This is a genomic window from Nonomuraea sp. NPDC049152 (assembly GCF_040648355.1).
Taxonomy (GTDB): domain Bacteria; phylum Actinomycetota; class Actinomycetes; order Streptosporangiales; family Streptosporangiaceae; genus Nonomuraea.
The window spans coordinates 13,665-31,645 of record NZ_JBEZDO010000031.1 but is presented as its reverse complement, the minus strand read 5'-3'; the positions used below and the strand labels follow the sequence as shown (position 1 = coordinate 31,645).

Genomic DNA, 17,981 nt, shown 5'->3' with positions numbered 1-17,981 from the left:
TGCCGGTCCCATAACCTGATCACATTGGGTCGCAGCGTGGAGGCAGCGATGGAGAGTAAGAACCCCGTATTCAGCCGGTCGCCATACACCCACCAGCAGCAAGGGTGGACCCCTAGCCCCCAGCACCTGCAGGGGATGTACGACAACCCGGCCTACGCACCGCCCACCGCGCCGGCCACCAGAACGATGACCATCGACGACGTCGTGGTCCGCGGCTTCATGACGCTCGGCACGCTCGTCGTCGCCGGCGCCGCCTCGTGGTACTTCGAGGTCGGCATGGGCGTCGCGGTCGTCTCGGCCCTCATCGGTGTGGTCCTCGGCCTCATCGCGTCGTTCAAGCAGAGCACCAACCCGGCGCTCATCCTCGGCTACGCCCTGTTCTACGGCGTCTTCGTGGGCGCGTTGAGCCGCATGTACGAGTCGTTCTTCAACGGGATCGTGCTCCAGGCGGTGATCGGCACCGCACTCGCCTTCGCGGCCGTGCTGACCGTCTACTCGCTGCGGATCGTCAGGGTCACGCCGAAGTTCACCAAGTTCGTGGTGGCCGCCGCCATCGGCGCGCTGGCGCTGGTCCTGGTCAACCTCGTCGTCGGCTTCTTCGTCGACGGCGGCCTCGGCCTGCGGACCGACAGCCCGCTCGGCTGGATCTTCAGCGCCGCGATGATCCTGCTCGGCACCTTCTTCCTGCTGCTCGACTTCGACGAGATCGAGCGCGGGGTCAAGTCGGGCGCGCCGGAGAAGTTCGCCTGGCAGTGCGCGTTCGGGCTGACGCTGAGCCTGGTCTGGATCTACCTCGAGGTGCTGCGCTTCATCAGCTATTTCTCGGGCGATGACTGATCGCTAACCCAAAAGACCCCGCTGGTCCACCAGTGGGGTCTTTTCTTTGCGCCACCAGTGATCTACCCGGCGTGACAGAACGCTGGCCGCCGAGGGGTTGCCATTCGCGGTGAGGTGTTGCAGTGTCAAGCAAAGGACCTTAATCCATCCGTGGAGGTGCCCATGTCCTTGAACCACTCACCGGAGATGCAGACGAAGCTGATCGCAAGAGTCCCTGCCATTACGGGACGCGAACTCCCAGAGTGGTTCCTAGCCATCGACAACGGTCCATCCTTCCTCAGATGCGACGAACGGGCCCACTGGCTCGCCGAGGAACACGGGCTCACCCATGGCTACGCAGCCGCCATCGTTCTCGAGCACGAGCGGCACCGCCGTAACAGAATGGGGTTCATCTAAACCCCTCGAGACCCGTCGCGCCCGTGCCGTGGATTCGGCTCGGGCGCGCATCATTGAAGGATGGATCTCGACAAGGCGCGCGGCTACCTGGCGCGCAACCACCACGCCGTCCTGCTCACCCACCACGCCGACGGGCGGCCCCAGCTGTCGCCCGTGCTGGTCGGCGTCGACGAGGACGGCTACGCGGTCGTCAGCACCCGCGAGGGCGCGGCCAAGACGCGCAACGTGCGCAGGGACCCGCGGGTCGCGGTCTGCGCGTTCACCGACGGCTTCTTCGGCGAGTGGATCCAGGTCGAGGGCACGGCCGAGGTGGTCTCGCTGCCCGAGGCGATGGACCACCTGATCGCCTACTACCGGGGCGTCTCCGGCGAGCACCCCGACTGGGCGGACTACCGCGCGGCCATGGAACGGGAGCGGCGCGTCGTGCTCAGGATCGCGCTCGACCGGGCCGGCCCCGACCATCACGCCTGAGGATGAGCTCAGGGCCTTTGTCCGTGTGTTCGTCAGGCCGGCCCACGGCCCACACGTCCTTCGTGCCGGGGATCGCGGCGATGGCCTCGACCCTGCCGCCGTAGCTGTGCTCCTCAGTCCAAGCCTTTCCGTCGAAGTGCAGGAACACCAGGTCCACCGGGTGTTCGGGCATCTTTCCCGCGACCCACACGTCGTCGGGGCCGAAGGCCGTGACGCTGGTCAGCTCGGCGGACATGGACGGCAGTCCCACCTGTTGCCACGAGCGCCCGTCCCAGTGCATGGCCAGAGGAGTGACGGGGGATTCGACCTCTTCCGCCTCGTAGTAGACCGACTCCGGGCATGAGCTGTCAGGGAGCTGCTCCGCCGGGCGAGTCTTGATGATCTTCCCCACGGCCCACACGTCCGTGGGGCTGATCTGCACGACGGAGGTCAGCATGCCGCCGGGGACGTGGGGAACGCGCATCGTGTCCCAGCCCGCGAGCTTCCTGCTGTGCACGATGTGCGGCGTGATGCCCTCGCAGTTCGAGCGAGGCTTCGCGCCGACGATCCAGGCGTGTCCCGACCTGAAGGTGACGGCCTCGAGCATGCCCTCGTCTCCGTTGGGCACGAGCTCGAAGCCGCCTCGTCCGCTGGTCGCGATGAACGATCCCGTGTCGTCCGAGCCGATCAGCACCGCTTTGTCGCCGTCCGAGGCGACGTCGCGGAAGTGCTTGTCGTCGGATATCCCGAACGGACGCTTCGCGGTCCACCGGCGGCCGTCCCAGTGCGCGACCGTGTCGTCACCGGCGACCCAGAGGTCCTCGGGGCCCGTGGCGTCGAAGCCGTTGTGGCCGAGATACTTGTTGATCGGCATCCTCGACCACTTCGTGCCGTTCCAGCGCACCACGGTGGTGTGAGCGATCTCCTCCTCCGCGCCGTTCTCGTACCCCAGCGCCCATGCCTGCCTGGGGCCTGTCGCCACCACGTCAACGAGTCCCGAGGCTTCGTCGAGCGGGACCTTCCCGAGGTTCTTCCATCGAGGAGAGAGCGGGGGCGGGCCTGCGGGAGTGGGGCTCGCGGTCGGGGTGGCCGCCATCCCGACCCGGCCCTCGACCGCGGTCCTACTCGCGTCCGCGGTCGTGCCCACGCGCTCGCGGTCGTCGCCGCCCTCGCCCGAGCAGGCGGCGAGGAGGGACAGGCAGGCCGCGGCGGCTATCGCGCGGTATGCGATCTTCACCGGTCGGATTATGGCGAAGCTCCGGGTACGGCACGCCGATTTCGTGGGATTTGTCCGGCTCTACCGGCGCCGTTGCCCAGCCTGGCCACGCGCGCTCGGGGACGCGTGTCCCTGGACGGGCGCCGGCCACGCGCATCGGGTGGCGCGTGGCCGGGCTTGCCGTACAGGATCGATCAGGACAGGCGCTCCAGCACGAGCGCCATGCCCTGGCCGCCGCCCACGCACATGGTCTCGAGACCCATGGTCTTGTCGTGGTGCTGGAGGCTGTTGATCAGCGTGGAGGTGATGCGCGCGCCCGTCATGCCGAACGGGTGGCCGACCGCGATCGCGCCGCCGTTGACGTTCAGCCGGTCGAGGTCGATGCCGAGGTCCTGGTAGGAAGGGATCACCTGGGCGGCGAACGCCTCGTTGATCTCGACGAGGTCGATGTCGGAGATCGACATCCCGGCGCGGGCGAGCGCCTGCTTGGAGGCCTCGACCGGGCCGAGACCCATGATCTCGGGAGACAGGCCCGTCACGCCGGTGGAGACGATGCGGGCCAGCGGCGTGATGCCCAGCTCCGCGGCCTTGGTGTCGCTCATGACGATCACCGCGGCGGCGCCGTCGTTCAGCGGGCAGCAGTTGCCGGCCGTGACCGTGCCGTCGGGGCGGAAGACCGGCTTGAGCTGCGAGACGGCCTCGTAGGTGGTGCCGGCGCGCGGGCCGTCGTCCTTGCTGACGACCGTGCCGTCGGGCAGCGTGACGGGCGTGATGTCCTTCTGCCAGAAGCCGTCGGCGAGCGCCTTCTCCGCGAGGTTCTGCGAGCGGACGCCGAACTCGTCCTGTTCGGCGCGGGAGATGCCCTTGAGCTGGGCGAGGTTCTCCGCGGTCTGGCCCATCGCGATGTAGATGTCGGGCACGGTGCCGTCCTCGCGCGGGTCACGCCAGGTCTGGCCGCCCTCCGCGAACGTCGCGGTGCGGGCACGGGCGCCGTCGAAGATGGGGTTCTGGGTGTCGGGCAGCGAGTCGGAGTTGCCCCTGGCGAAGCGGGAGACGGTCTCCACGCCCGCCGACACGAAGATGTCGCCCTCACCCGCCTTGATGGCGTGGAAGGCCATCCTGGTGGTCTGCAGCGACGACGAACAGTAGCGGGTGATCGTGGTGCCGGGGACGTTGTCCAGGCCCATCATCACCGACACCACGCGGGCCATGTTGAAGCCCTGCTCACCGCCCGGCAGGCCGCAGCCGAGCATGATGTCGTCGATCGTCTTCGGGTCGAGCTGCGGCACCTTGGCCAGCGCCGCCTGGATCATCTGGACGGTCAGGTCGTCGGGACGGATGTCCTTCAACGACCCCTTGAAGGCTCGGCCGATCGGCGAGCGCGCGGTGGCGACGATGACTGCCTCGGGCATGGGGCTCTCCTGGGTTCGTGTCAGCACTCCAACCGCGAGGTTACCCCTCAGTAGCCCGCATGCAACGACCTGGGGCCGGGAAAACAGAATGTTGTTTCGTTAAGGGAAAGGCCGGGCGGCCCAGGCCGCCCGGCCTCCGCTCATCCGTACATGCCGGGCGCGCTGACGGCGGCGTCCTTGATGCCGTGGATGCCGCCCTTCTCGTCGCGCCAGAGCCGCCAGCCGTCGTGGCTGCCGGTGAACCAGAAGGGCGGCGCGTTCTGGCCCGCCACCCGCTTGCCGTTCGACAGGTCGAATTCGCAGACCGAGGCGATCGAGTAGAAGCCCGGCGCCTGCCCCTTCAGCGGCAGTGGCTTGGGATCGGTGACGCAGAAGGACCAGCCGTGCTGCTCCTTCACCGGCACCGACTTGCCGCTGGCCAGGTCGAAGGCGGTGCCGGCGCTGTTGTGCTTGAGGAAGCCGAGCCGCTCCATCTGCCCGGGGAAGGCCAGCCACCAGCCCGAGCCCGGCACCTGAGAGGCGGTGATCTGCCCCATCACGCGACCGGTTTCGGCGTCGAGCCTGGCGAACCCGCCGTACTGGCCCTGCTGGTCGACGGGGCGGACCACCGGCGCCAGGCCGGGGCTGCCGCTGGGGTAGACGCGCACGACCGACGGGCGCATCCAGTTGATCGTGCCGTTGGCGATCTTGAGCGAGAACAGCCCGAAGGTCGAGACCTTCTTCGTGCCCGGATTGGTGTACGGCGCGACGTAGCCGACGAGGTTGTCGCCCGTCGCGCCGAACGCCCAGCCGCCCGACATGTCGATGCCGGGGCCGAGCGCCTGTTCGATCGGCTGCTGCCATTGCAGCTTGCCGGTCTTGAGCTCGTAGGACTCGATCATCGGGTTGGACGCCAGGCGAAGGAGCAGCACCCTGTTGGCGTCGGACCACTCCACCTCGGCGATGCCGGGCAGCTTCCACATCAGCTTGCCCGAGGCGGGATCGAGCACGACCACCCTGGCCGTCGACAGCGCGGTGTGCTCCGACAGGCACACGTACGGCCCGCAGCGCTGCGGGCCGAACGTCGAGTGGACGGGCCTGATCCACTTCTGCCTGCCCGTACGGGCATCACGCGCCACGAGGTTGGCGTTCCATTTGCCCCGCTTGCGCGGGTCGAGCGAGACGATGACGCTGTCGACGATCGCGGGCGGCGGCACGCCCATGCCGGGCAGTCTGCCCTCCATCGTGGCGGGCTGCGCCCAGAGCTTCTTGCCGCTGGTCAGGTCGAGTGCGACCGTCTCCAGCGTGCCGTCGGGCCGCATGGAGGTGGCGGTGGCCACGCCTGCGGCGCTGACCATGCGGCTGACCACGTTGACGTCGGAGTTGCGCCATGTCGGGAAGTCCGCCGTGGCGGCGTCGCTGCCGGAGCAGGCGGCCAGCGCCATGGTTCCGGCTAGGGCGAGGGCCGGTTTCGCGAGGGGCCGGAGCACGGTTATTCCACTCCAATGGGGGCGAGGAGTGACGGCTCAGCCAGGGAGGGTGTCTTCAGGCCTCCGGCGGAAGAGCGTCACCCATCTCCCGTGGGGACCCGTCGCCCGCCCGGCGACCCTGGTCGCGGTGACCTCGGTGCCTGACTCCTCCGCGGCCGTCGCCGCCGCAAGGTAGATCGGTTGCAGTCCTTCGCCGCGCCCGGGATGTGGCTCAGGCCACAACCCCAACGCAGCGCATACAGAAGGTAGCACCGCGTAAGCGGCCTGTGCGTAACCTCGGTCAGATGGATGGAAACGATCGGGTCCGAACATTTCTGTCGGGTTTGTAGCGAATTCCGGCCCCAGAATGTCGGCGAAGGCCACGGTCCTGCCGCCCGCCTCCACCACGACCACCGTCTGCGCCGCGGCCAGCTGGCGGCTCCACCGCCGCGTCACCCACCGCAGCGGCTGCGCGATGGGCCGCACCGTGCCGAGGTCGGGGCAGGTGCCCACCACGACCTCCGCGCCCGCCTCCCGCAGCCGCCGCACCGCCTTCGCCAGATGTCGTACGGCTGTCGCCGGCGGCGTCTGCGTGGTCACGTCGTTGGCCCCGACGAAGATGACCGCCACCTCGGGACGCGTCCTGAGGGCCCTGTCGACCTGGTCGCCGAGCTCGGCCGACGGCGCGCCCGACTGGCCGACGACCGTCAGCCCCACGGGGCGCTCGGCGATGGCCGCCAGGCCGCGGGCCAGCCGTACGCCTGGAGTGTGCTCGGGGTCGCTCATGCCCAGGCCGACGGAGAGGGAGTCGCCCAGCATGGCCAGCCTGAGAGGCTCGCCGTGGAAGTCGCCGTAGAGGCCGTCGGAGGCGGGGCCCTCCAAGCCGTGCGGGCGGCCGATCACCATCCTGGCGACCAGGCTCTCGGCGAAGAGCAGGCCGTACGCCGTGGCGCCGAGCGCGGTCAACCCGCCGCCGCCGAGCGCCGCCGCCGCGGCGATCCTGCGCGCGGTACGCGCCACCCCCGGAGTCCAGATCACCTCAGCGGCCCCTCTCGACCTGTCGCGACGGTAGCGTTGTCCTTGAGAAACGTGCTGGTATGGCTGCTCAGGCGGCCCCCCGGCGTGATCCTCATCGGTCTGAAACCTAACCGAGGCTCCACCACCCCCTGGGAGCCGCGGCCATCCACAAGCTGATCAAGCTTCGGCAAAGAAGGTGAACACCTCAGTGCGCGTCTACGATTCCCTGATCGAGCTCATGGGGAACACTCCGCTCGTCAGGTTGCACAAGGTCTCCGCCGGCCTGCCCGCACAGGTGCTCGCCAAGGTCGAGTACTTCAACCCTGGCGGCTCGGTGAAGGATCGCATCGCGGTTCGGATGATCGAGGCCGCCGAGGAGTCGGGGGCCCTGCGGCCCGGCGGCACGATCGTCGAGCCGACCTCGGGCAACACCGGCGTCGGCCTGGCCATCGTGGCCCAGAGGAAGGGCTACAAGTGCGTCTTCGTCGTCCCCGACAAGGTCGCCCAGGACAAGATCTCCGTCCTGCGCGCCTACGGGGCCGAGGTCGTGGTGTGCCCGACGGCCGTCGCGCCCGACCACCCCGAGTCCTACTACTCGGTGTCCGACAGGCTGGCCAGGGAGATCCCGAACGCGTGGAAGCCCGACCAGTACTCCAACGTCCAGAACCCCGAGTCGCACTACCACTCCACCGGCCCTGAGCTGTGGGAGCAGACCGACGGCAGGATCACGCACTTCGTGGCGGGCGTCGGCACCGGCGGCACCATCAGCGGCACGGGGCGCTACCTCAAGGAGATCTCCGACGGCCGCGTGAAGATCATCGGCGCGGACCCTGAGGGCTCGGTCTACTCGGGCGGCACGGGACGCCCGTACCTCGTCGAGGGGGTCGGCGAGGACATCTGGCCCGCGACCTACGACACGACGATCTGCGACTCGATCATCGCGGTGTCCGACAAGGACTCCTTCAACATGACGCGTCGCCTGGCCCGCGAGGAGGGGCTGCTGGTCGGCGGCTCCTGCGGCATGGCCGTGGTCGCGGCGCTCAAGGTGGCGGCGCAGGCGGGGCCCGACGACGTGGTGGTCGTGCTGCTGCCCGACGGTGGTCGCGGCTACCTGTCCAAGATCTTCAACGACGACTGGATGGCGGACTACGGGTTCCTGACCACGGCCTCGGACGACGGGCTCGTGCGTGACGTGCTGTCGCGCAAGGGCGGGACGATGCCGGAGTTCGTGCACGCGCACCCGCACGAGTCGGTCGGCACCGCGATCTCGATCATGCGGGAGTACTCGGTGTCGCAGCTTCCTGTCATGAAGGAGGAGCCGCCGGTGATGGCGGCCGAGGTGGTCGGCTCGATCGTGGAGCGCGACCTGCTGGAGGCGCTGTACAGGGGCAAGCTCAGCTCCGAGGACCCGATCGCGGACCACATGTCGCAGCCGCTGCCGATGATCGGCGCGGGCGAGCCGGTGTCGCGGGCGGTCGAGGCGCTGGAGAAGGCGGACGCGGCGGTGGTGCTGGACGACGGCAAGCCCGCAGGACTCCTCACCCGCCAGGACCTGCTGGCCTTCCTCGCCAACCACTGACCCTCGTCCGAGCCGCGGCCTGCCGGCCGGTCGCCCTCGGATACCCCGGCTCGCATCCCCACGTGGCCAGGCCGCGCGGGTGGGATGCGAGCCGGGGTTCGTGGTTCTCTGGAAAGACCCCGCCCGTATCCCACTTCGCGGTCCTCCCGGGAGACCCCGGCCCCGCGTCCCGCGTGATGCGGTGGGTGTCGGCCGGGCTGGGGTTCCGTGGGTGTGCCGATCGCGGGTTACGGCTTCCTGATGGATTCGATGATCGAGCCGAGCCCCTCCGCCCCGTGTCCCTCCTCGTCCGCGCGGGCGAACAGTTCCTTCAGCGCGACCGGCACGGCCAGGTCCAGCCCCGCGTCCTCGAACGTGTGCACCACGTGCTCCATCCCGACGGCCTGCATGTGCAGGTTGTTCAGCTCGCCCGGATACACCCGGGCCTCGAACTCCGCCGCCAGGATCGCCAGGAATCCCATCGGCCCCTCGCCGGCCAGCCCGCCGTACGTCTCCTGCGCGTACGGCAGCATCGTCGACACGGGCAGCCCCGCGCTCTCCGCCAGCGCGCTGGCGTACATGAACGATGTCAGTCCCGACCAGAACATGAACAGCTGCGCCTGGTAGAACAGCATCGCCAACCCCGGGTCGGCCCCGATGTAGGTCACGTCGCTCAGCGCCTTCAACGTCTCCTCGTGCCGGGAGAGCGCCTCGGAGGGCCCGCTGTAGAACGTGTAGGCGCCGGGCCGGCCGATCCCCGGCGGCGGGGTCATGATGCCGCCCGTGATGAGCGCGCCGCCCCTGGCCGACACCCACTCCGCGGCCTCGCGCAGCTTCGAAGGGGAGTCGGAGCTGAGGTTGACCAGCACCTTCCCCGTCAGGTCGACGTCGGCGAGGCTGTCGAACATCGCCCGGTAGTCCACCTGGCTGACCACCACCAGCTCGCCCGCGGCGGGGGAGAGCGCCTCCGCGGGGGAGGCGGCCTCGTGCGCGCCCAGGGCCACGAGCGCGCCCGCCTTGCCCGGCGTCCTGTTCCACACCGTCACCCGGTGTCCCGCCTTCAGGAACGTCTCGGCCATCGTCGAGCCCATCGCGCCGAGCCCGATCACAGTCACATGCGTTGTCATGCCCCCAGCCTCGGCGACCGCCCTTCGGGAATCCTTCTGGTTAGCTACGGGTCATGCGTTTCGGAGTGCTGGGGCCGCTGGCGGTGTGGGCGGACGACGGGAGTCCCGTCCGGGTGCCCGAGGCCAAGGTCCGCGCGCTGCTGGTCGACCTGCTGGTGCACGAGGGCCGTCCGGTGCCCATGGACAGGCTGATCGACGACCTGTGGGGCGGGCGCCCTTCGGGCAATCCGGTCGGGACGCTGCAGGCGAGGGTCTCGCAGTTGCGCCGCGCGCTGGGCGGCCCCGAGACGGTCGTTCGCGAGCCTGCCGGGTACCGCCTGGCGGGGGCGCAGGTCGACGCGGGGGAATTCACGGCGCTGGTGGCGCGGGCGAGGGAGAGCACGCCGCAGGCGCGGGCGGGGCTGCTGGCCGACGCGCTGGCGTTGTGGCGGGGTCCCGCCTACGCAGACCATGCCGACGAGCCGTTCGTGGCGGCGGCGGCCGCGAGCCTGGAGGAGGCGCGCCTGACGGCGCTCGAAGACCAGGCGGAGGTACGGCTGGCCCTCGGCGAGCCGGTGGAGCTCGGCGCGCTGGTCGATCGGCACCCGCTCAGGGAGCGGCTGCGCGGGCTGCACATGCGGGCGCTCTACAGCGGAGGCCGGCAGAGCGAGGCGCTGGAGAGCTACGCCGGGGTGCGGGAAAGGCTGGCCGAGGAACTGGGCGTGGACCCGGGCAAGGAGCTCGCGGCGCTGTACGAGGCGATCCTGCGCCAGGACCCCTCACTCGAGACGCGCCCGTCAGGGCAGCGGCTCCCTCTGCCGCTGACCGAGCTGATCGGACGGGAGGACGCGGTCGCCGAGGTGCGCTCGCTCCTTGACGCGGGCCGCCTGGTGACGCTCACGGGACCCGGCGGCGTGGGCAAGACGCGGCTCGCGATGGAGACCGCCGGTCGGCTGGAGGACGTACGGCTGGTCGAGCTGGCCGCGACGAACGACCCCGTCCAGGCGGTGATCGAGGCGCTGGGCATCCGTGACGACGGGGCCTCCGTGGGCCCGGTCGAGCGCCTGGTCACCGCGCTGCGCGACAAGCGGCTGCTGCTCGTCATGGACAACTGCGAGCACGTCATCGACGGCACGGCCGACCTGGTCGCGACGCTGCTGAGGGCCGCCGGCGGGCTGCGGGTGCTGGCGACGAGCAGGGAGCCGCTGGCCGTGCAGGGGGAGCGGGTGTGGCCGGTGCCCCCGCTGGAGACCGCGCAGGGGGTACGGCTGTTCGCGGCGCGGGCAGTGGCCGCCGATCCCGGCTTCGCCCTGGACGACGGCAACGCGGAGACGGTCGCGACCATCGTCGAGCGGCTCGACGGGCTCCCGCTGGCGTTGGAGCTGGCGGCGACCAGGGTGCGGGCGCTGGGAGTGCGGGAGCTGGCGGCGCGGCTCGACGACAGGTTCAGGGTGCTCGGCGCGGGCCGCAGGGGCGCGCCCGGCAGACAGCAGACGTTGCGCGCGGTCATCGACTGGAGCTGGGAGCTGCTGTCGGAGGCCGAGCGGGTGGTGCTGCGGCGGCTGGCCGTACACGCGGACGGGTGCCTGCTGGAGGCGGCCGAGCAGGTGTGCGCGGAGCAGGGCGTGGACGTCCTCGGCACGCTCGCGCAGCTGGTCGACAGGTCGCTGGTGAGCCCCGGGCCGCGGTACCGCCTGCTGGAGACGGTCAGGGCCTACGGGCTCGAACGGCTGGAGGAGGCGGGCGAGGCCGAGGAGCTGAGGCGACGGCACGCGGCGTACTACACGGAGCTGGCCGAGCGGGCCGAGCTGCGCGGGGCCGAGCAGGGGGAGTGGCTGCGCAGGCTCGACGCGGAGGGCGCCAACCTGCGCGTGGCGCTGGAGCGCGAGAGCCACGCGCTGCGGCTGGTCAACGCGCTGGGCTGGTACTGGTTCCTGCGTGGCAGGCGGGGTGAGGCGAGCAGGGCGATCGCCAGGGCGCTGTCGTTCGGCGGGGGCGAGACGGGCGAGCGGGCGCTGGCCGCGGTGTGGCAGGCGGGGATGACGCTGTCGACGGGCGATCAGGCGGACGCCGTGCCGTACGAGGAGCTGGATAGGGCGGGGGCCGCGTTCGCGGACTGGTTCCTCAGCTACGTGAGGTGGGCCTACGGCGACCGCCCCGCTCACGAGGCCAGGGTGGAGCGGGCGCTGACCGCGTTCCGCGAGCTGGGCGACCGCTGGGGGACGGCGGCGGCGCTGGACGTGCGGTCCAAGCTCGCGATCGTCCGCGGCGACCTCGCGGCGATGGAGGCGGACGGAGAGCGCAGCGTCGCGATCTTCCAGGAGGTCGGCGACGGCTGGGGCCAGAGCGAGGCGATGGAGACGCTCGGCCTGCTCGCCGAGATCCGCGGCGAGTACGAGGAGTCGGCCAGGTGGCGGGGACTCGGCCTGCGGCTGGCCGAGGAGCTGGGGCTCGAATCGGCCTACCGCCTGTCGGTGCTGGGCAGGACCGCCCTGCTGAGGGGCGACTACACGCTCGCCGACGACTACCACGAGCGGGCCAGGAGGCTCGCGGCCGAGCAGTCGTACAAGTCGGCGGAGGAGCACGCGGTGCTCGGCCTCGGGCTGAGCGCGCGACGGCAGGGGCGGCTCGAGGAGGCGGAGAGGCTGCTGCGCCCATGGCTGACCTGGCTGCGGCAGGTGGACGGGCAGCCGGGGCTCGCGCTGATCCTCGCCGAGCTGGGCTTCGCCGCCGAGCAGCGCGGCGACACCGCGGCGGCGCTGGCCCTGCACCGCGAGGGCTACGCCTGCGCGCGGGCCAGCGGCGACCCGAGGGCCGTTGCGCTGGCGCTGGAGGGGCTGGCGGGCGCGCTGCCCGCCCGCGACGCGGCCAGGTTCCTCGGGACGGCAGGCGCCATCAGGGAGTCGGTAGGCGCGCCCCTGCCGCCCGCAGAACGCGGCGACGTCGAGCGGATCGCCGCCAGGGCGCTGGCCGAGCTGGGCGAGCAGGCCTACGCCGAGGCCCACGCCTCAGGGCAGAGGGAACTCGGCACACACCTCCCACGCACCCTCCGCGGTGGGCCCCGCCAGCAGCCTGCCGCCCAGCGCCTCGACCCGCTCGGCCATGCCGACCAGCCCGAACCCGCCGCCCAGTCGTGAGATGCGCGGGTCGGTGGCCGAGCCGTAGTTGCGCACCCGCAGCACCACGACCCTGTCGTAGCGCCGCAGGTGGACCTCGACCCAGCCGGTGCCGGGGGCGTGGCGGCGCACGTTGGTGAGCGACTCCTGCAGCACCCTGTGCAGGGTCGTCATGACCTCGGGCGGCAGCGTGGAGTCGTCGATGCCCTGCCCGACCTCGAAGGCGACGTTGGGGCCGCTGGAGGAGAAGCGCTCGGTCAGCAGGCGCAGGTCGGCGAGCGAGGTGCCGGGGGTACGGGCCGCCTCGTCCTGCGCGCGCAGCACGCCGACCAGGCGGCGCATCGAGGTGAGCGCGTCGGCCCCCGCGTGGGCGATGGCGTCGAGGGCCGGCACGACGGCCTCCGGCTTCATCTCGGCCACCGTGCGGGCGGCCTGCGCCTGGACCACGATGCCGGTGATGTGGTGGGCGACCAGATCGTGCAGCTCCCTGGCCAGCTCGAGGCGTTCGGCGCGCCGTACCGAATGGATGGCCTCGGTGCGGCGCTCCTGCATGAAGCGCAGGTAGCCGCCGACGCCGGCCGCCATCGCCCAGCCGATGAACAGCACGAACGAGAAGGCGAGCCCGCCGTTCTTGTAGTCGCGCATGCCGCCCTCGGCCATGAGGACGCCCATCGCGACCAGCGAGAGGGTCGCCGCCGTCGGGACGGGCTCGACGTGCCGCAGGATCCCGATGGTGAGGATGAGCAGCGCGCCGCTCTCGGCCATGCCGGGGAAACCCGCGAAGTCGGTGACGCCTATCAGCAGGGAGATCGCCAGCGAGCAGGACATCAGGACGACGAAGCCCTCGATCCTGTAGCGCCTGCGCAGCACCACAGCGGCGATCCCGGTCGCGCCGCACACGGGCACCAGGTGCTGCAGCCCGCCCGCGCCGAACGAGGCCGCCAGATCCACCAGCAGCAGCATGCCCAGCCAGCCGATCATCGCGATCTCGCTGAGCCGTCTGACCCAGTAGACGAAACGTTTGTTGTCCCCCACGGCACCTGAGCCTAGGCCGGAAGTCGGACAACCCATATCAACCATTCGGCCGAGGGGGCCACCCGCGGACCAACCCTTCAGCGGAGGTGGGAGCAACCGCCGATCGCGGATGCTTGAAGCGTCGAAGGAGATGAAGGAAATGGTCGTTATCGGATTCGTGATGCTGGTTCTCGGGCTCGTCGTCGTGCTGCTGCTCGTGCTGGCAGACCCGGTGCTGCTGTCCCGGATCAACGGCGAGCCCGCCGAAGGCGGGAGCGGCCGCCACATCGGTGCCGACGTCGTACAGCTGCCTCGGCGCTCCGAGGAGCGGAGCGAGGCCAAGGCGGCCTGACACCCTGATCTCGTCACGCGTGGGCGGTTGGGGGACAGGCCGCGCGTGACGGCAGTGAGGCCCGTGATCGGTCGGGGGACGGATCACGGGCCTCACGGTTTAGCGTGGGGGGTATGAGCAACGGATTTGAGACCCTGGCCATTCATGCTGGCCAGGAGCCCGACCCCACGACCGGCGCGGTCGTGCCGCCGATCTACGCCACGTCCACCTACAAGCAGGACGGCGTGGGCGGCCTTCGGGGCGGATACGAGTACAGCCGCTCGGCCAACCCGACGCGGACAGCGTTGGAGGAGGCGCTGGCGGCGGTCGAGGGAGGGGCGAGGGGCCTGGCGTTCGCCTCGGGCCTCGCGGCCGAGGACACGCTGCTGCGCACGGTGTGCAAGCCCAACGACCACGTCGTCATCCCGAACGACGCCTACGGCGGCACCTACCGCCTGTTCGCCAAGGTGCACGACCGGTGGGGCCTGCGCTACGACCCTGTGCCGCTGGGCGACATCGACGCCGTGGCTGGGGCCATGACGCAGAAGACCAGGATCATCTGGGTCGAGACGCCGACGAACCCACTGCTCGGCATCGCCGACATCGCCGCGCTCGCCCAGCTCGCGCACGACAACGACGCGCTGCTCGTGGTGGACAACACCTTCGCCTCGCCGTACCTGCAGCAGCCGCTGTCGCTGGGCGCCGACGTGGTGGTGCACTCGACCACGAAGTACGTCGGCGGACATTCCGACGTCGTCGGCGGCGCGCTGATCACGGCGTCGCAGGCGCTGGGCGAGGAGCTCGCCTACCACCAGAACGCCATCGGCGGGGTCGCGGGGCCGTTCGACGCCTGGCTGACGCTGCGCGGGCTCAAGACGCTGGGCGTGCGGATGGACCGCCACTGCGACAACGCCGAGCGCGTGGTCGACCTGCTGCTCGCGCACCCGCGCGTCACCCAGGTGCTCTACCCGGGCCTCGACGAGCACCCGGGGCACGAGGTGGCGGCCAAGCAGATGAAGCGCTTCGGCGGCATGGTGTCCTTCCGCGTCGACGGCGGCGAGGAGGAGGCCGTCGCGATCTGCGACAGGACGAAGCTGTTCACGCTGGGCGAGTCGCTGGGCGGCGTGGAGTCGCTCATCGAGCACCCCGGCAGGATGACGCACGCCTCGGCGGCGGGCTCGCCACTGGAGGTGCCGTCCGACCTGGTCCGGCTGTCGGTCGGCATCGAGACGATCGACGACCTGCTGGCCGACCTCACCCAGGCGCTGGGCTAGTCGCCGGGGACGACCATCAGGAACAGGATCACGAGGTAGATCAGGCCGGTCAGGCCGCCGAGCGCGGCGATGCGGCCGCTCTCGACCTTCGCGTCGTCGTCGGTGGTCTGGGTGGAGAAGACCCTGACCGCGGCGCGAAGGTCGCGTTCGACCAGGAACAGCAGGACGAGGGAGACGAGGAACAGCGTCATCGACGCCGTCATGTACCACTCGCCGATCACGCCGAGGCTGAGGGCGAGCCAGATGCCGAAGACCAGGACGCCGAGCGAGCCGAAGCCGTAGATCCTGGTCATCCGCTGCAGGGTCTGCAGGACGGCCGCGTTCTTGGCCCGGATCGCGCGCGGCGAGGCCATGATCACGGCGGTGAGCGGGCCGATGGCGAAGATCGCGAACGCGATGTGCAGCCAGAGCAACGTGCTATTCATGGGGCTGACATTAGTCGCCCGGTGATCTCACCGGGAAACACTCTCCTCCCGCGAATCATCGCGGTCGTGAGGGCAGCTCATGCACAGCTCGAAAGCCGCGATGGCCACGGCCATCACGACGATGATCACAATCATGGGGAGCATGGGCCTCCTCCTTCCCCGAATATCGTCCGTAATGACTAGACGCTCTGGCAATGGAATAAGTTCAGCGCCGGTATGGTTGCTTATCTGTTTCCCAGGCACAAGGGGGTGCCGTCGTGGCCGTGAGGCACGTCGAGCCGTACTCGGACGAGTGGGTACGCCAGCCGTTCTCCTACGTCAGCCAGGTCGTCGCCCTGCTCGGGGCCGAGGTGGCCGACTGGTGGGAGGGCCCGTGCGACCCCCGTGACGCCACCGTGCGCCTGAGTGACGGCAGTGCCCTGGTCTGGGATGAGGAGAGCGGCTGGCGCCTCGGACGGTTCGTCTCCGGCTGCCGCGGTGAGCACGCCGAGCTGGCCGAGGTGCGCTATCTCGGCCACGGACTGCTGCCGAAACCGGAGCGGGTGCGGGGCGCGCTGGCCGAGGCCCGCGCCGGGGTCGGCGCGAGTTCGGCGTGGCGGCCCTGCTACCGCTCCCATCGCAACTGCCGCGACGGCTTCGACATCGCGCTCAGCTACTACTGCTCCTTGCTCAACGCCTGACCCTTTCCCCCGCAGGTGGGGCAGTCGAAAGGCGCGTGCTGCTCGTTGGTGGCGTACCTGCATCCAGCGTGATCGACGGTGAGCCTGAGGATGCGCCTGGTGCCCGCGTCGATGGGGCCCGGTGGCGTTCCGGTCGCCGAGCTCCTGCCGTCCTCGTGGTGAATGCCGATGACCACGACGACGAAGACGCCTGCCGCCCCGCTCGCGATGATCAGCGCCAGGATGATGGCTGCTTCCATCATGGAGGCCTCCCCTCGGTGTGGGGTGGGATTTCGGGGATCGCGGTCCCGTGATGCGGCCTCCTTGCCGCGTCCGTTCTCGCAGGGAATCCTAGGTGTAGGATTCAGTTGTGTGAAACCAGTCATACCAATGATTGGTGTCATTCAAACCATCGGAACTCAAAGAGGAGCGATCCGGTGCCTGTCCCGAAGTACCAGCAGCTCGCCGACCGTCTGCGCAAGGCCATCGAGGACGGGCGCTGGAGGCCGGGCGACCAGATCCCCACCGAGGTCGAGCTGAAGGAGTCGTCCGGCTTCTCGGTCAACACCGTGCGGGAGGCCATCCGCCAGCTGGTGAACCAGGAGCTGCTGGAGAAGCGCCAGGGCGAGGGAACGTTCGTCCGCCGCTCACCCGACACCTTCCCCGTGCTGCTGTCGGACGAGGAGGGCAGGCGCACGGCGGACCTGCCTGGCGACGCCTACGTCTCCTCCGTCCTTCTGCGCGGGCGCCGCCCCGAGGTGGGCAGGCCGCACGTGGACGTGGTCGAGGCCCGTGCCGACGTCGCCGCCAGGCTCGACATCCCGGTCGGCGCCAAGGTCGTCACCAGGGTGCAGCAGCGTTTCGTGGACGGCGTGCCGTGGTCGCTGCAGACCTCCTACTACCCGATGGACATCGCCGACGGCACCGAGCTCATCAGGCCCGGCGACATCACGCGCGGCACGATCAGGCTGCTCGAAGACCTCGGGCACCCTCAGGTCGGCTACACCGACGAGCTGACCGCCCGCATGTCCTACACCGACGAGAGCGCCTTCTTCGGAGTCACCGGGGCCGGGGTCTCGGTCCAGGTCCTCTGGCGCACGGCCTTCGACGCCACCCGCCCGATCAGGCTCACCGTGACCGTCTATCCGGCCGACCGCAACCGCCTCGTCTACCACATCGGGTCCGTCCCGGCGAAGTATCGAGACCGGAGCTCATGATCCATCTGCGCAGGGCCACACCGGAGGACTTCCCGGCGATCATCGGCCTGATCGAGAACGCCGCGACATGGCTCGCGGACAAGGACACCGACCAGTGGCAGCGTCCCTGGCCCGACCGCGCCGCCAGGGACGCCAGGGTCTGGAACGGCATCGCGGAGGCCGTCACCTGGGTCGAGGAACGCGACGGGATGATCGCGGCCACCGTCACCCTCACCACGGCCGTGCAGCGGGAGCTGTGGGAACACCACGATCCCGACGCCGACGCGCTGTACCTGCACCGGCTGGTCGTCCACCGCGACCTCGCGGGTCAGGGCCTCGGCGCGGAGATCATCGACTGGGCGGCGGCACGAGGGCCAGGGCTGCTGCGCATCGACGTGTGGCGGACCAACGAGGCGCTCCACAAGTACTACCTGCGGCAGGGTTTCGAATTCGTCGGGATCTCCCCGCTGCCCGGGTATCCGTCCGCGGCCCTCTTCCACAGGAAGTTGGTTACATTAGGGTAAAG

General features: G+C 70.2%; 17 protein-coding genes and 1 pseudogene. 10 read left to right on the top strand and 8 right to left on the bottom strand.

The window, feature by feature from the left end:
• Window positions 1-48: 48 nt before the first annotated feature.
• The 3 genes from AB0B45_RS40020 to AB0B45_RS40010 all read left to right on the top strand — a co-directional run bounded on the left by AB0B45_RS40020 (window position 49) and on the right by AB0B45_RS40010 (window position 1,704).
• A complete protein-coding gene (locus tag AB0B45_RS40020; RefSeq protein WP_358142171.1) occupies window positions 49-837 on the top strand; it encodes a Bax inhibitor-1/YccA family protein in 789 nt (262 codons plus the stop codon).
• A gap of 162 nt (window positions 838-999) precedes the next feature.
• Window positions 1,000-1,233: a DUF4287 domain-containing protein gene (locus AB0B45_RS40015; protein WP_358142168.1), complete on the top strand. Its 234-nt coding sequence runs from the start codon at window positions 1,000-1,002 to the stop codon at window positions 1,231-1,233.
• Between the two features lie 60 nt (window positions 1,234-1,293).
• Complete coding sequence (locus AB0B45_RS40010) at window positions 1,294-1,704, top strand: PPOX class F420-dependent oxidoreductase (RefSeq protein ID WP_358142165.1); 411 nt, start codon at window positions 1,294-1,296, stop codon at window positions 1,702-1,704.
• On the opposite strand, the gene AB0B45_RS40005 is transcribed toward AB0B45_RS40010, so the two are convergent.
• The 4 genes from AB0B45_RS40005 to AB0B45_RS39990 all read right to left on the bottom strand — a co-directional run bounded on the left by AB0B45_RS40005 (window position 1,661) and on the right by AB0B45_RS39990 (window position 6,797).
• Window positions 1,661-2,920: a hypothetical protein gene (locus AB0B45_RS40005; protein WP_358142162.1), complete on the bottom strand. Its 1,260-nt coding sequence runs from the start codon at window positions 2,918-2,920 to the stop codon at window positions 1,661-1,663. The two genes, AB0B45_RS40010 and AB0B45_RS40005, sit on opposite strands and share 44 nt — an antisense overlap.
• Window positions 2,921-3,093: 173 nt before the next feature.
• Window positions 3,094-4,311, bottom strand: coding sequence for an acetyl-CoA C-acetyltransferase (locus AB0B45_RS40000; RefSeq protein WP_358142159.1), 1,218 nt, complete (start codon window positions 4,309-4,311; stop codon window positions 3,094-3,096).
• 140 nt (window positions 4,312-4,451) lie between these two features.
• A complete protein-coding gene (locus AB0B45_RS39995; RefSeq protein WP_358142156.1) occupies window positions 4,452-5,780 on the bottom strand; it encodes a PQQ-binding-like beta-propeller repeat protein in 1,329 nt (442 codons plus the stop codon).
• A 36-nt stretch (window positions 5,781-5,816) separates the two neighbouring features.
• Window positions 5,817-6,797, bottom strand: a complete 981-nt coding sequence (locus AB0B45_RS39990) for an SGNH/GDSL hydrolase family protein (RefSeq protein ID WP_358142153.1) — start codon at window positions 6,795-6,797, stop codon at window positions 5,817-5,819.
• Between the two features lie 187 nt (window positions 6,798-6,984).
• Between AB0B45_RS39990 and AB0B45_RS39985 the strand changes: the two genes are divergently transcribed.
• Entirely contained in the window at window positions 6,985-8,355 is a 1,371-nt protein-coding gene (locus tag AB0B45_RS39985; protein ID WP_358142150.1) for a cystathionine beta-synthase, read from the top strand.
• Window positions 8,356-8,582: 227 nt separating this feature from the next.
• Here AB0B45_RS39985 and AB0B45_RS39980 read toward each other — a convergent pair whose 3' ends face one another.
• Window positions 8,583-9,461 carry an NAD(P)-binding domain-containing protein gene (locus AB0B45_RS39980; RefSeq protein WP_358142147.1) on the bottom strand — a complete coding sequence of 293 codons (879 nt, stop codon included), beginning with the start codon at window positions 9,459-9,461 and terminating at the stop codon, window positions 8,583-8,585.
• Window positions 9,462-9,514: 53 nt separating this feature from the next.
• Here AB0B45_RS39980 and AB0B45_RS39975 point away from each other — a divergent pair, with 53 nt between their 5' ends.
• The gene (locus AB0B45_RS39975; protein WP_358142145.1) at window positions 9,515-12,577 is read left to right on the top strand and encodes a BTAD domain-containing putative transcriptional regulator; all 3,063 of its coding nucleotides are present in this window, start codon (window positions 9,515-9,517) and stop codon (window positions 12,575-12,577) included.
• On the opposite strand, the pseudogene AB0B45_RS39970 reads toward AB0B45_RS39975, so the two are convergent.
• Window positions 12,518-13,108, bottom strand: a pseudogene (locus tag AB0B45_RS39970) (histidine kinase); the annotation flags it as partial. The gene AB0B45_RS39975 and the pseudogene AB0B45_RS39970 sit on opposite strands and share 60 nt — an antisense overlap.
• 622 nt (window positions 13,109-13,730) lie before the next feature.
• Between AB0B45_RS39970 and AB0B45_RS39965 the strand changes: the two are divergent.
• Window positions 13,731-13,922, top strand: coding sequence for a hypothetical protein (locus AB0B45_RS39965; protein ID WP_358142142.1), 192 nt, complete (start codon window positions 13,731-13,733; stop codon window positions 13,920-13,922).
• A gap of 113 nt (window positions 13,923-14,035) precedes the next feature.
• The gene (locus AB0B45_RS39960; RefSeq protein WP_358142140.1) at window positions 14,036-15,175 is read left to right on the top strand and encodes a cystathionine gamma-synthase; all 1,140 of its coding nucleotides are present in this window, start codon (window positions 14,036-14,038) and stop codon (window positions 15,173-15,175) included.
• Here AB0B45_RS39960 and AB0B45_RS39955 read toward each other — a convergent pair.
• The gene (locus tag AB0B45_RS39955) at window positions 15,172-15,600 is read right to left on the bottom strand and encodes a hypothetical protein (protein WP_358142137.1); all 429 of its coding nucleotides are present in this window, start codon (window positions 15,598-15,600) and stop codon (window positions 15,172-15,174) included. The two genes, AB0B45_RS39960 and AB0B45_RS39955, sit on opposite strands and share 4 nt — an antisense overlap.
• Window positions 15,601-15,857: 257 nt before the next feature.
• On the opposite strand from AB0B45_RS39955, the gene AB0B45_RS39950 reads away from it, so the two are divergent.
• The gene (locus AB0B45_RS39950) at window positions 15,858-16,280 is read left to right on the top strand and encodes a DUF6292 family protein (RefSeq protein ID WP_358142134.1); all 423 of its coding nucleotides are present in this window, start codon (window positions 15,858-15,860) and stop codon (window positions 16,278-16,280) included.
• Here AB0B45_RS39950 and AB0B45_RS39945 read toward each other — a convergent pair.
• Window positions 16,256-16,522 (bottom strand): hypothetical protein, encoded by a 267-nt coding sequence (locus AB0B45_RS39945; RefSeq protein ID WP_358142131.1) that lies wholly within the window; start codon window positions 16,520-16,522, stop codon window positions 16,256-16,258. The genes AB0B45_RS39950 and AB0B45_RS39945 overlap by 25 nt on opposite strands.
• 174 nt (window positions 16,523-16,696) lie before the next feature.
• Here AB0B45_RS39945 and AB0B45_RS39940 point away from each other — a divergent pair, with 174 nt between their 5' ends.
• Both AB0B45_RS39940 and AB0B45_RS39935 read left to right on the top strand, forming a co-directional pair.
• Window positions 16,697-17,476, top strand: coding sequence for a GntR family transcriptional regulator (locus AB0B45_RS39940; protein ID WP_358142128.1), 780 nt, complete (start codon window positions 16,697-16,699; stop codon window positions 17,474-17,476).
• Entirely contained in the window at window positions 17,473-17,979 is a 507-nt protein-coding gene (locus tag AB0B45_RS39935; RefSeq protein WP_358142125.1) for a GNAT family N-acetyltransferase, read from the top strand. The genes AB0B45_RS39940 and AB0B45_RS39935 overlap by 4 nt, the downstream gene beginning before the upstream one ends.
• The last annotated feature ends 2 nt before the right edge of the window (window positions 17,980-17,981 follow it).